The organism is Candidatus Njordibacter sp. Uisw_002 (assembly GCF_047730155.1).
Classification (GTDB): domain Bacteria; phylum Pseudomonadota; class Gammaproteobacteria; order Pseudomonadales; family Balneatricaceae; genus Njordibacter.
The window spans coordinates 930,950-943,520 of the sequence record NZ_CP159832.1 but is presented as its reverse complement, the minus strand read 5'-3'; the positions used below and the strand labels follow the sequence as shown (position 1 = coordinate 943,520).

11 protein-coding genes are annotated in these 12,571 nt (G+C 44.8%); all 11 read right to left on the bottom strand.

The window, feature by feature from the left end; translation table 11 throughout:
• Nucleotides 1–46: 46 nt before the first annotated feature.
• Nucleotides 47–334, bottom strand: coding sequence for a ComEA family DNA-binding protein (locus ABXT42_RS04470; protein WP_443629167.1), 288 nt, complete (start codon nucleotides 332–334; stop codon nucleotides 47–49).
• Nucleotides 335–410: 76 nt separating this feature from the next.
• Nucleotides 411–1,109 carry an orotidine-5'-phosphate decarboxylase gene (pyrF, locus tag ABXT42_RS04465; RefSeq protein ID WP_443629166.1) on the bottom strand — a complete coding sequence of 233 codons (699 nt, stop codon included), beginning with the start codon at nucleotides 1,107–1,109 and terminating at the stop codon, nucleotides 411–413.
• Between the two features lies 1 nt (nucleotide 1,110).
• Nucleotides 1,111–2,274 carry a lipopolysaccharide assembly protein LapB gene (gene lapB, locus ABXT42_RS04460; protein ID WP_443629165.1) on the bottom strand — a complete coding sequence of 388 codons (1,164 nt, stop codon included), beginning with the start codon at nucleotides 2,272–2,274 and terminating at the stop codon, nucleotides 1,111–1,113.
• A 2-nt stretch (nucleotides 2,275–2,276) separates the two neighbouring features.
• Nucleotides 2,277–2,567: a lipopolysaccharide assembly protein LapA domain-containing protein gene (locus ABXT42_RS04455; protein ID WP_443629164.1), complete on the bottom strand. Its 291-nt coding sequence runs from the start codon at nucleotides 2,565–2,567 to the stop codon at nucleotides 2,277–2,279.
• A gap of 56 nt (nucleotides 2,568–2,623) precedes the next feature.
• Nucleotides 2,624–2,908: an integration host factor subunit beta gene (locus ABXT42_RS04450; protein ID WP_443629163.1), complete on the bottom strand. Its 285-nt coding sequence runs from the start codon at nucleotides 2,906–2,908 to the stop codon at nucleotides 2,624–2,626.
• A gap of 15 nt (nucleotides 2,909–2,923) precedes the next feature.
• Complete coding sequence (rpsA, locus tag ABXT42_RS04445) at nucleotides 2,924–4,588, bottom strand: 30S ribosomal protein S1 (protein WP_443629162.1); 1,665 nt, start codon at nucleotides 4,586–4,588, stop codon at nucleotides 2,924–2,926.
• A gap of 92 nt (nucleotides 4,589–4,680) precedes the next feature.
• Nucleotides 4,681–5,358 (bottom strand): (d)CMP kinase, encoded by a 678-nt coding sequence (gene cmk, locus ABXT42_RS04440; RefSeq protein ID WP_443629161.1) that lies wholly within the window; start codon nucleotides 5,356–5,358, stop codon nucleotides 4,681–4,683.
• Nucleotides 5,355–7,610, bottom strand: coding sequence for a bifunctional prephenate dehydrogenase/3-phosphoshikimate 1-carboxyvinyltransferase (locus ABXT42_RS04435; RefSeq protein ID WP_443629160.1), 2,256 nt, complete (start codon nucleotides 7,608–7,610; stop codon nucleotides 5,355–5,357). The genes cmk and ABXT42_RS04435 overlap by 4 nt, the downstream gene beginning before the upstream one ends.
• Nucleotides 7,610–8,734 (bottom strand): prephenate dehydratase, encoded by a 1,125-nt coding sequence (gene pheA / locus ABXT42_RS04430; protein WP_443629159.1) that lies wholly within the window; start codon nucleotides 8,732–8,734, stop codon nucleotides 7,610–7,612. The genes ABXT42_RS04435 and pheA overlap by 1 nt, the downstream gene beginning before the upstream one ends.
• Before the next feature lie 7 nt (nucleotides 8,735–8,741).
• Nucleotides 8,742–9,830, bottom strand: a complete 1,089-nt coding sequence (serC, locus tag ABXT42_RS04425; protein WP_443629158.1) for a 3-phosphoserine/phosphohydroxythreonine transaminase — start codon at nucleotides 9,828–9,830, stop codon at nucleotides 8,742–8,744.
• Nucleotides 9,831–9,836: 6 nt separating this feature from the next.
• Nucleotides 9,837–12,494: a DNA gyrase subunit A gene (gene gyrA, locus ABXT42_RS04420; protein WP_443629157.1), complete on the bottom strand. Its 2,658-nt coding sequence runs from the start codon at nucleotides 12,492–12,494 to the stop codon at nucleotides 9,837–9,839.
• Nucleotides 12,495–12,571: the final 77 nt, after the last annotated feature.

Sequence of the window (12,571 nt, the reverse complement as noted above, 5' to 3'; positions counted from 1 at the left end):
GCAGTTGCCTATGCAGCCGCTGCACCTACCAACGGTAAAGTATAACCTACTCTAGCACGATTACAGGGCTAATGCGTAAGAGGGTAGCACTGCCTATGCCTTTAACTTCAAGCAGTTGCTCCAAGTTAACAAAGCTTCCAAGCTGCTCACGCAGTGCCACAATAGCGGCTGCTTTAACCTCACCCACACCATCAAGAGCTTCAACAAGTTCTACAACTGTGGCTGTGTTAATATTAATGGGGGCTGTGCTTTGGGCATAAGATAGGGGCGCAAAAGACCCTAAAGTGATGACCGCTGATAATAACAATAAAGCTATTTTACGAGTTAAATTCATAATCTACTCCTTGATTAAAATATAGAGTCTCAACATCCTTGAGACTCTTTAAGCCTAGCACAAGATAATTAAATTGCTAGGACAACTCTTTTTCAATCAACTCTAACACTTTCATTGGGTCATCTGCTTGTGTAATGGGCCTACCTATTACCAGATAGTCACTACCAGCTGCTATCGCTTGCGCTGGAGTCATAATCCTCTTTTGATCACCTATCGCGGCAAAATGTGGACGAATTCCTGGGGTAACCAGCTTAAACCCAGCGCCTAACTGGGCTTTTAGCAACGCAGACTCTTGGGCTGAACAAACCACGCCATCAAAACCAGAAGCCTGACTTAAGTGAGCTAATGAGAGCACTCTTTGTGCGGGGGATTGATCTATACCTGTCGCTTTTAAACCAGCGGCGTCCATGCTGGTTAATACGGTTACTGCAATTAATAATGGCTGATGACCGCCTTTGTCACTAAGTGCCGCTTTTGTGACCTGCATCATTTCTGCACCACCACTGGCGTGTACATTCACCATCCACACTCCCATGCGAGCTGCCGCTAATACTGCTTTAGCTACAGTGTTGGGTATATCGTGAAACTTAAGATCTAAAAAAATTTCAAATCCATACTGTTGAAGCTGGTCAACTAGTTGCGGACCTGCTGCAGTAAAGAGTTCTTTACCCACTTTTAAGCGACAGCGTGTTGGGTCTAACTGCTGCGCCATAACAATCGCTTGATCTGCTGATTGATAATCCAAAGCCACAACGATGGGCGAATCTTGCTCCAAGTTACTCTCCTTCTAATCCGTAAATAGGCTTGGTGGTGTCCCATTGGTGACAACTAGGGCACTGCCAGTGCATAGAGTTTCCAGCAAAACCACATTGCCTACACCTATATAATGGTTTGCTATTTTGTAGCGCAACAGTAAGCCCTTTGAGCACTTGTAAGCTATCTTTTGCACTCTCTGATGCCCATTGCATATGTAAATCAATGAGATAATTAAATCCTTTTAAAGAAGGCCTTTGTCGCAGCTTTTCGGTCATGTACGCCGCTGCACTCGAATCATCTTGTAGGCCTATCTCTTGCGCCTGAGCTAACAACAAACTGGTACTTGGGTGTTGTGACATGCCTTGATTTAGCCAAGCTCTCCATCCATCTATATCCTCAAGTTTAGAGAAACATAAATACAAAGGGTCTATAATTTCTGGCACTAATTGTAAGTCTTTTTGAACCATTACCAATAGATGTCTCTTAGCATCTAGGTAATTATTTTGCTGCATGCTTAATTTTGCACGCAAAAAACTAACCCTTGGGTTATCTGCGTTATGGCGTTTGGCACGCTTTAAGTAGGCTAGACAGTCTGACTCTTGACTTGACTGCAGTGCCTCTTCTGCCAACTCACAGCAAAAGTGAGATAACCTTTGGGCCAAATCAATACTCACAGATACCTTAGCCACGTCCCCTGCTTCAAGGGCTTTACGCCAATCCTGCTCACGTTGATATACGTCTACTAGCAGCTCTATTGCTTTGGCTTTTTGTTGGTTAGGCTGCTGCGCAACGTCAAGTAGTAATTCTTCTGCACGATCCAATAAGCCTGCTTTGATAAAATCATGCGCCAGCTCAAGCTCAGCAAGCATTAATTGCTCTTGGCCTAAATCTTTACTTGATAATAAATTTTGATGAATGTGAATGGCTTTATCAACTTCCCCTCTGCGCCGGAATAGACTTCCCAAGGCTAAGTGCGTCTCAACAGTTTGTGGGTTCACTTCTAGCGCATGAATGAATAAGTCTAACGCTTCATCTGTTTGCTGGTTTAGTAAATAATTTAGGCCGCGATAATAATCAGCTTGTAAACCTAACCGTGCGGTTCGCTTTTGTTGGTTTTCTCTTTGCCCCAGCCACCACCCTATACCTAAAGCGATAATGGAGGCAGCAAGTAAAGAAATATCCATATTTATTGCGTTACCTTAAGCCTAGACTCAGATTGATCTAGCTTAGCTAACTGACGCTGCAACTGCACATTGCGACGCTTAAGTTTAAAGGTAATAAAACCATAAACAAAAGCACTCAAAATTGCGCCTGTTGCCAAACTTAGCAATAACCAAATCGCTATGCTTACAGGAGGGAATTGAAAAAATATGAGATCTAAAGGTACAGCCTGACTATTTCGAGTACTAAAAAGCACACCAATAATCAAAGCTAACATAATGGTGATAACAAGGAACAATGACTTTATTAATTTCACGTGCTTTACCTAATCAGGGTGGTGAGCAAGCCCAACCTTGAATCAACGATAGCCTATTATAGGCTATCGTTTACCTGATCGCGTAGCTCTTTGCCTGGTTTAAAGTGAGGAACATACTTTGCTGCTAACTCTACCGAATCACCTGTTTTAGGGTTACGCCCTATTCTTGGTGCTCGGTAGTGTAAACAAAAGCTGCCAAAGCCTCTTATTTCAATTCGATCTCCCGCTGCAAGAGCATCAGCCATATGATCAATAATGGCCTTAACAGACTGCTCTACGCTTCTTACAGGTACACTTTCAAAACGGTCAATCAAATTTTCAATGAGTTCAGACTTACGCATGGCTTATCCTTTTTATTATTTTTTGAGCTGTTCCTTAATAAGGTCACCAATGGTGGTTGGCCCTTCAGACTCGATGGTCTTAGTGTTTAGTTCTTGCATCTGTACACGCTGCTTCGCAGTTTCTTGAGCCCGTATTGCTAGGCTAATAGAACGACCTTTACGGTCTACGTTTGCAACAAAACTGGTGACTTCTTGCCCTTCCTTAAACTCTGTTAGCTCTTGACCTTGAGCCAATTCCCCACGTTTTAGGAAGCCTTGAACGCCTTCAGCTAAATCAACCAACAAACCACCAGAAGTCACTTCTGAAACTACCCCTGTTACTTCAGCGCCTTTTGCATTTGCGGCTGCGTAATCAGAGAACGGATCACCTGCCATTTGCTTAATGCCAAGAGCAACACGTTGGCGCTCTGTATCAATTGACAAAATCACAGCTTCAATTTGCTGACCTTTTTGAAAGCTTTCCAACAAGCTTTCGTCACTCTTGTTCCAATCAACATCAGAGACATGAACCAAGCCATCAATACCATCTTCTAAACCAATAAATAGGCCAAAGTCCGTCTTAGAGTTTAGCTTACCAGAAACTTTATCACCTTCTGAATACTGCTTAGAGAAGGCAACCCAAGGGCTTTCGCTGCATTGTTTCATGCCTAAAGACAAACGGCGCTTTTCTCCATTAATGTCTAAAATCATGACTTCAATTTCTTCACCGACAGACACCATCTTAGATGGGTGCAGGTTACGCTTCATCCAGCTCATTTCAGAGGCGTGGACAAGACCTTCAATACCATCTGACACACGTGCGAAACAACCGTAGTCTGTCACTGTAGTTACAGTGGCTGGTAAACGACTACCTGTTGGGTAAGTGTCAGTAAAGCTAGTCCAAGGGTCTTGCTGAAGCTGCTTTAAACCAAGAGATACACGTTGTTTTTCAGCATCAAACTTTAACACTTTAACTTCAATGTCAGCACCAGCAGTTAACATTTCGCTTGGGTGCTTAATACGACGCCATGCAATATCAGTAATATGAAGCAAACCATCAAGGCCGCCTAGATCAATAAATGCACCGTAGTCCGTTAAGTTTTTAACAAAACCTTTCACAACCGCACCCTCTTCAAGGGTAGATAATACTTGTGCGCGCTGTGCTTTATTAGCTTCATCCATCAATGCTCTTCGAGAAACAACCACATTATTACGTAGCATATCTAGCTTGATGATCTTAAATTCTAGATCCACACCTTCTAGGTGAGACACATCTTGTAACGGACGAGTATCGATCAAAGAACCAGGTAGGAAGGCACGTATGCCACCTAGTTCAACGTTAAAGCCGCCTTTAACGCGTGCGCTAATCACACCAGTAACAGTTTGATCGTCAGTTTGGATTTTTTCCAGCTGATGCCAGCGTTCCATTTCACGAGCACGTTCGCGAGATACTTGGGTGGCACCTAAGCCATCTTCAATTTCTTGTAGGGCAACCAGTACATCGTCACCAACGGCTACTTCTAACTCGCCTTCTGCATTTAGAAACTCACTGCGTGAAACGACACCTTCAGACTTTAAGCCTACGTTAATGGTGACAACTTCACTGTCAATCGCGATGACTACACCTGTAATCAAAGCACCCTTTTTCATCTCTACCTGTTGGAGACTTTCTTCAAACAGGTCTGCGAAACTTTCGCCCATTGTAATACTCGATGAGGTAACGATACCCAGTAGCTAAAATACAGCACTTGCGTCTCGAAATTCCTCTAGTTAGTTAATGTAAGGTAAGCGTATTAAAAAATACCCTTACTATGAATATATGTCAGTATCTTTTGTTCCACATCTAAAATGCTCATATGGGTACAATCAATTACTAACGCATCTTGAGAGGGTTTCAAAGGGGCTACAGTGCGATTTTCGTCGCGCTCGTCCCGTTTCTGAATATCCGTCAGTATATTTGACAGGCTAGCACTCAAACCTTTGCTTTTCAACTGTTTATACCGTCTATCGGCGCGTTCTTGCGCACTTGCAGTCAAGAATACCTTTACTTGGGCTTCTGGAAATATAACTGTGCCCATATCACGGCCGTCTGCCACTAGACCTGGCAACTCTGCAAAAGCCCTTTGGCGCTCTTGTAAAGCTTTGCGCACCAGCGTGAGGCTTGCTACTTTGGAAGCATTCATTCCACACGCTTCTGTGCGAATAGAAAGACTCACATCCTCACCTTCCAACACCACTTGTACACCATCACCTTGGGCTTTGAATTGCACATCTAAACATGCTGCAATGTCTGCTACAGCCAACTCGTTTTCAGCACTTACACCATGATGCTCGGCAGCCAAAGCCACTAAACGATATAAAGCACCACTGTCCAATAAATGATAACTTAAGCGGTCTGCAAGCAATTTACATAAGGTACCTTTTCCAGAGCCACTAGGTCCATCTATGGTAATAATTGGAACAGTTTTCATGACTGATACTCCTCGTCAAGTGACATACCTACGGTACGCGCCAGCTCTACAAAATTAGGAAAAGACGTGGCTACATGAGCACAATCTAGAATTTTTATAGTAGCCTCAGCGCGCAAACCCGCAATGGTAAACGCCATTGCGATACGGTGGTCATGGTGAGTAACAATTTGTGCGGCAGTAAATCGCTTTTCTGCGCCCATACCCTTAATAACGGCACCGTCAGATGTACCCTCTATAGTCACTCCCATAGCGCTAAGGCCATCTACCATGGCCCGAATACGATCACTTTCTTTGACGCGTAGTTCTTCAGCACCAGTAATGGTGGTCGTACCCGTTGCACAAGATGCAGCCACCATGAGTGCTGGAAATTCGTCAATGGCCAAAGGCACCTGATCTTCAGGCACATGGATTCCTTTAAGTGGTGCGTACTTTATATGTAAATCTGCTACTGGTTCGCCACCTACTTCACGTTCATTTTGAACCTTAAGATCTGCTCCCATTAAGCGCAGTATATTAACCACACCTATACGTGTTGGATTCATACCCACATGTTCAATAACAAGATCAGAGCCTGGGCATATCGCTGCAGCAACTAAGAAAAAAGTAGCTGAAGAAATATCAGATGGCACATCAATATCTGTAGCAACTAACTGACCCTGACCGTTAATAGAACAAGTATCCGCATTACGATCAACATCATAACCAAAACCCTTTAACATCCTTTCAGTGTGATCACGAGTAGGTGCGGGTTCAGTCACACTGGTTTTGCCTTTAGCGTATAACCCAGCCAACATGACACAAGACTTCACTTGGGCACTTGCCATAGGTAAATCATAATGAATACCCGTAAGCTGCTGGGCGCCTTTAATTTTCATAGGTGGGCAACCACCTTCTGCCGTCTCAACTATGGCGCCCATTAAGCGTAATGGCTTTGCCACTCGTTCCATGGGGCGTTTATTCAATGACACATCTCCACTGAGCTCCACATCAAACGCTTGACCAGCCATAAGACCTGCCATTAAACGAATAGTAGTGCCTGAGTTACCAACATAAAGCGGCCCTGGTGGTGGTTTAAGTCCGTTAAGACCTACACCATGCACCACTACTTTACCTTCTGCAGGCCCCTCAATGACCACACCCATATCACGAAACGCTTGCAACGTGGCCATGGCATCTTCGCCTTCTAAAAAACCACTTATATGGGTGGTCCCTTGAGCCAAAGCGCCAAGCATAATGGAGCGATGAGAAACAGACTTGTCACCAGGCACACGAATGCACCCTTTTACCTGACCGCCTGGGTGAACGTTAAAATGTTTTGTATTTGTCATAATTCCAGTATAGGCAGAGTTTGCCAATATTTTTTCAAAATGGTGTCGAGCACTGCGCGCTCGAGTTAACACGCCCATTATGGTTTGACTGTCACCTTTAGCAACAGCGCCCCTTAATTTAGTCAAGCCTTCAGTAAACTGATCTAAAGCTTTGAGACAAGCGTCACGATTGGCAATAAATACATCATGCCACATGGTTGGGTCACTACCAGCAATACGAGTAAAGTCTCTAAACCCGCCTGCTGCGTAGCGAAAAATATCTTTATTAGCAGTATCTGAAGCTAACGTATCCACCAAAGAAAAAGCCAAAAGATGCGGCAAATGACTTGTGGCGGCTAGCACTTCATCATGCCTTTCCACTTCCATAAGTAAAATTTCACTACCTACACCTGCCCACATATCACCTAACACTTCAATTGCACTAGGGTGGCTGGTGGGTAATGGAGTAATAATAAATTTGTGATCAACAAATAAGTCAATATTCACAGCGTTAATACCACTGCGTTCAGACCCTGCAATGGGATGCCCTGGTACAAACCCTGGTGGCGGCATACCAAACACCTCATAGGCTGCTGAAATGATACTACCCTTTACACTACCAACATCAGTTAATAGTGTGTTGGGCGTTATATATGGCCCTACTTGTGCTAGTACATTTTCCATAGCTTTCACAGGAACAGCTAACACCACTACATCCATCTTGCCAATAGTAGCCACCAGATTTGACACTTGGTGGTCAATCACACCTTGGTCTTGGGCTTGCTGCATACTAGCGGCGTCAAGATCATAGCCCCACAGCTGATGCTTTTTGGTGCGGCGCAGCGCAGCAGCTAAGGAGCCACCAATTAGACCTAAGCCTAAAACTAATACATTGCCATGAGAAAATGATGCCGATGTCTCAGGTGTTAAGAGATTAACAGCCACTAAAGCACTGCCTGAGGGTATGACCCTAATATGCGCACTTCAACAGAGTCGTGATCTAAATCTTTAAGTACTTGCTGTACTTTCGTATCACTGTGATGACCTTCAAAGTCAATATAAAACACATAGCCCCATGCACCCTGACCTGAAGGTCTAGATTCAATACTGGTCATGCTTACTTTATTGCGATGGAATGGCTCTAGAATATTGTACAAGGCGCCTGGTTTATTTCGAGCCAGCACCAATAATGAGGTTTTATCTTGCCCTGAAGCTGGCACTGTAGCGTGCCCAATAATCAAAAATCGAGTGGTATTATCAGGTTGATCTTCAATATTTGCGTTTTTCACTTCTAGATCATAAAGTTGCGCCGCCATAACGCCAGCAATTGCTGCCACTTTACCCACCTCTTGCCCCGATTGTTGCGCCACTCTACGAGCAGCCTCTGCGTTACTACTGACTGCAAATCGCTGCGCATGAGGCATATGGTTATCGAGCCACGACCGGCACTGCGCTAAAGATTGGGAATGAGAATATATGCATTCTATTTGAGATAGATCAGAACCAGATTTTACTAACAGATTCTGGTGAATACGCATTTCTACTTCACCAGAAATAACTAACGAGGAATGACGAAAGCTGTCTAAAGTATTATTGACCATACCTTCAGATGAGTTTTCTATAGGCACTACACCATAGTGAGCGCGCTTGGCTTCCACTTCACGAAAGACCTCATCAATAGAGCTTAAAGGCGCACTAATGACTGAGTGGCCAAAGTGCTTTAGTGCCGCAGCTTGAGTAAAGGTGCCTTCAGGGCCCAAAAAAGCGATCTTCATAGGTTGCTCGTGGGCCAAACATGCCGACATTAACTCACGAAACAAGCGAGCCATTTCTTCGTCACCCAATGGACCTTCATTACGTTCCATAACATTGCGCAATACCTGGGCTTCTCGTTCTGGCCGATAAAAAACGGCGTCCTGACTGCCTTGGTGCAACTGCTTAACTTCAGCAACCCGCTGAGCACAAGTTGCCCGTTGATTAATGAGGCTTTGGATTTGCTGGTCAATTAGATCAATGTCTTGACGTAATTGACCAAGCTCTTGCTCTTGAGTTAATTCGGGCTTGGTCATAGTAATATTAAGCCTGGTGTCTTGTTTCAAAGTCGTTCATAAAGGCCACCAACGCATCGATGGCTTCTTGTGGAACGGCATTATAAATACTTGCTCTCATACCACCTACACTGCGATGGCCTTTCAGATTAAGTAACCCATTAGCTTGCGCTTGCTGTAAAAACTCTCCATCCAAAGCTGGATCAGACAATGTAAAGGTCACATTCATTTTAGAGCGGTTAGCACTATGAACATTATTGGAATAAAGCTCGCTATCATCGATTGCTTGGTAAAGCATTTGTGCTTTAGCAGTATTTTTTTGTGCCATCACTTCAAGGCCACCTTGCTGCAACAACCAATCAAACACTAATCCTGCTAAATACCAACCATAGGTGGGTGGCGTGTTTAACATGGAATCATTGGCTGCTTGTAAGGCGTAGTTGAATGGATTAGGTGTGGTTGCACACGCGTCACCAAGAAGATCATCCCTTACAATTACTAAGGTCAACCCTGCTGGGCCAATATTTTTTTGAGCACCGGCGTAGATCAAACCAAATTTAGTGACATCAATAGGCTCAGAAAGAATGGTTGAGGACATGTCTGCTACCAAAGGCACCAGGCCTGTATCAGGCACATAATCAAAGGCCAGACCGCCAATAGTTTCATTGGGGCAATAATGCACGTAAGCCGATTTTTTATTGAGCTTAAGTTGCGCTTGACTAGGTACTGTGCGGTAACCACCAGACGCACTAGAGCCTGCATCCAAAGCAGTGCCAAAGGGCGCCATAGCATCAATCGCTTTAGCCGACCAAATACCGGTATCTATATAATCTGCTTGAGTCTTAGACCCAAGCAAATTCATAGGCAACAAAGCAAACTGGGCTGTGGCACCACCTTGTAAAAACAGCACTTTATAGTTACTAGGTATGCCCATGAGCTGGCGTAGCTTGCTCTCAGCTTCCTGCGCCATAGACATAAAAGCAGGATGCCGATGACTAATTTCCATCACCGACAGACCACGATCTTGCCAATCTAAAAGCTGCGCTTGTGCCTTTTCCAGCACAGCTGTAGGTAACGCAGCTGGACCAGCACAAAAGTTAAACAGACGCTTACTCATAGAAGCCTACTCCTGTTCTGGTGTGTCCGTCGTCGAAGCCTCAGCCGAGACATCCTCCGAGCTGTTTTCAGCTAGCTCTGCACCAGGCACGCTTGCATCTGAATTTTCAACTTCGTCAGCAACTTCTGGAATCGTTTCAGCAACACGGGCAACCTGCACTAACTTTTCGCCTTCTTGCACCTTAATTAAGGTCACACCTTGAGTGTTACGACCCAACACCGATACTTCACTGCTACGCGTACGCACAAGAGTACCTTGATCGCTGATTAGAATAACCTCATCACCATCAAACACTTGAACTGCACCAATAAGAGCGCCATTACGTTCTGACATTTGAATAGCGATAACACCTTTACCACCTCGACCACGTACAGGGTAATCTTCATTTCGACTTTGCTTGCCAAAGCCATTTTCACTGGCGGTCAGTATGCGACCTTCTGCCTGAGGCATAATAAGACTGATGACGCTAGCATCTTCTGCAAGACGAATACCACGCACCCCTCGAGCAGTTCGGCCCATAGGACGCACATCATCTTCATCAAAACGCACAGCCAAACCATTACTAGCAAACAACATAATTTGTTGCTCGCCATCAGTCACTGTGGCGCCTATTAATGTATCACCCTCATCAAGACCAAGCGCTATTAAGCCACTGGTGCGAGGACGCGCAAAAGCAGTAAGAGGGGTTTTCTTCACGGTACCACTTGCTGTGGCCATAAATATGAAGTGGCCTTCTTGATACCCGCCCTCAGGCAATGGAAGAATTGTTGTTAAGCGCTCGCCCTCTTCTAGTGGCAAGATATTAACAATGGGGCGACCGCGAGCCGTGCGACTGGCTTGTGGAATCTCAAACACTCGCAACCAATACACTTTGCCGCGGTTACTAAAGCACAAAATAGTATCGTGAGATGATGTCACAATAAGGTGCTCTACAAAATCATCCTCTTTAACACCTGTAGCCGCTTTACCACGGCCGCCTCTGCGCTGAGCTTGGTAGTCACTGACAGGCTGAGTTTTAGCATAGCCACCATGAGAGATGGTTACCACCATGTCTTCTTCAGGAATCAAGTCTGCTACTGTGAGATCTTGACGCGAAGCAATAATTTCTGAACGACGCTCATCACCATAGGCTTCTAGCACCTGTGCCAACTCTTCACGGATCACTTCCATCAAACGCTCAGCAGAGCCTAAAATATCTAGCAGCTCTTCAATACGTTCTAACAACAACTGATACTCAGCAACCAGTTTGTCCTGCTCTAATCCAGTTAAACGATGCAAACGTAGCTCTAATATAGCTTGGGCTTGACCATCAGAAAGCTGATATTCATCACCTTGTAAGCCAAAAGAAGCACCCAAAGTATCAGGCTTACAGGCATCTGGCCCCGCACGTTCAAGCATTGACACCACTCGACCTGCTGGCCAGCGCTGCGCTACTAACTTTTCGCGCGCCTCTGCAGCATTAGTAGAGGTTTTAATAAGCTCTATTACTGGGTCAATGTTGGCTAATGCCACCATAAGGCCTTCAAGTACATGCCCACGTTCGCGGGCTTTGCGTAATTCAAATAAAGTACGGCGCGTAACCACTTCGCGACGGTGGCGCACAAAAGCTTCGAGCATTTGTTTAAGGTTTAGTGTGCGTGGTTGCCCGTCTACTAGGGCGACTACATTAATACCAAAAACATTTTCCATCTGCGTTTGGGTATATAGGTTATTAATAAGCACTTCAGGCACTTCGCCACGACGCAATTCAATAACCATGCGCATACCGTCCTTGTCAGACTCATCACGCAGCTCAGTAATTCCTTCAATTTTTTTATCTTTAACAAGCTCTGCAATTTTTTCAATAAGACGAGCTTTGTTAACTTGATAAGGCAGTTCCGTAACAATGATGGAAGCCTTATTATTTTTAGGGTTTTCTTCTACATGATAGCGGGCACGCACATAGATGCGTCCACGACCAGTGCGGTATGCCTGCACAATACCTGCACGGCCATTAATAATGCCAGCAGTCGGGAAATCTGGGCCAGGGATGTGCTGCATCAGCTCATCCACTTCAATATCGGGATTTTCGATAAGAGCCAAACAACCGCTGATTACCTCATTAATGTTGTGAGGTGGGATATTTGTAGCCATACCTACAGCAATGCCTGAGGAGCCGTTTACCAACAAGTTGGGTAACCGCGTCGGCAGTACATCAGGAATCATTTCGGTGCCGTCATAGTTGGGCACAAAATCAACCGTATCTTTTTCCAAATCTGCTAATAAATCATGAGAGATTTTTTGCATACGGATTTCTGTGTAACGCATTGCTGCTGCAGAATCACCGTCTACTGAACCAAAGTTGCCTTGACCGTCAACTAAGGTATAGCGCATAGAAAAGGGTTGCGCCATACGTACAATAGTGTCGTAAACAGCTGTATCACCATGCGGATGATACTTACCTATTACGTCACCCACCACACGGGCAGACTTCTTGTAAGGTTTGTTCCAATCGTTACTTAGCTCATTCATAGCGAACAAAACTCGTCTGTGCACTGGCTTTAAGCCATCGCGCACATCAGGTAATGCTCGCCCAACGATGACGCTCATGGCGTAATCTAAATAGGATTGCTTGAGTTCATCTTCAATATTAATAGGCGATATTTCTTTAGCCATCTCAGCCATAATTATGCCATCTTCCTTATGCGGTTAACGCTTTGAGCTCACCTTTCGGCGCCCCTATGAACAACGCCAAAAACAGG

What these genes read in the sequence shown, in the direction of transcription:
- ABXT42_RS04470 (WP_443629167.1), bottom strand. Translation starts at nt 334, where the DNA reads ATGAATTTAACTCGTAAAATAGCTTTATTGTTATTATCAGCGGTCATC.
- pheA (WP_443629159.1), bottom strand. Translation starts at nt 8,734, where the DNA reads ATGACCAAGCCCGAATTAACTCAAGAGCAAGAGCTTGGTCAATTACGT.
- rpsA (WP_443629162.1), bottom strand. Translation starts at nt 4,588, where the DNA reads ATGGGCGAAAGTTTCGCAGACCTGTTTGAAGAAAGTCTCCAACAGGTA.
- ABXT42_RS04450 (WP_443629163.1), bottom strand. Translation starts at nt 2,908, where the DNA reads ATGCGTAAGTCTGAACTCATTGAAAATTTGATTGACCGTTTTGAAAGT.
- lapB (WP_443629165.1), bottom strand. Translation starts at nt 2,274, where the DNA reads ATGGATATTTCTTTACTTGCTGCCTCCATTATCGCTTTAGGTATAGGG.
- serC (WP_443629158.1), bottom strand. Translation starts at nt 9,830, where the DNA reads ATGAGTAAGCGTCTGTTTAACTTTTGTGCTGGTCCAGCTGCGTTACCT.
- cmk (WP_443629161.1), bottom strand. Translation starts at nt 5,358, where the DNA reads ATGAAAACTGTTCCAATTATTACCATAGATGGACCTAGTGGCTCTGGA.
- gyrA (WP_443629157.1), bottom strand. Translation starts at nt 12,494, where the DNA reads ATGGCTGAGATGGCTAAAGAAATATCGCCTATTAATATTGAAGATGAA.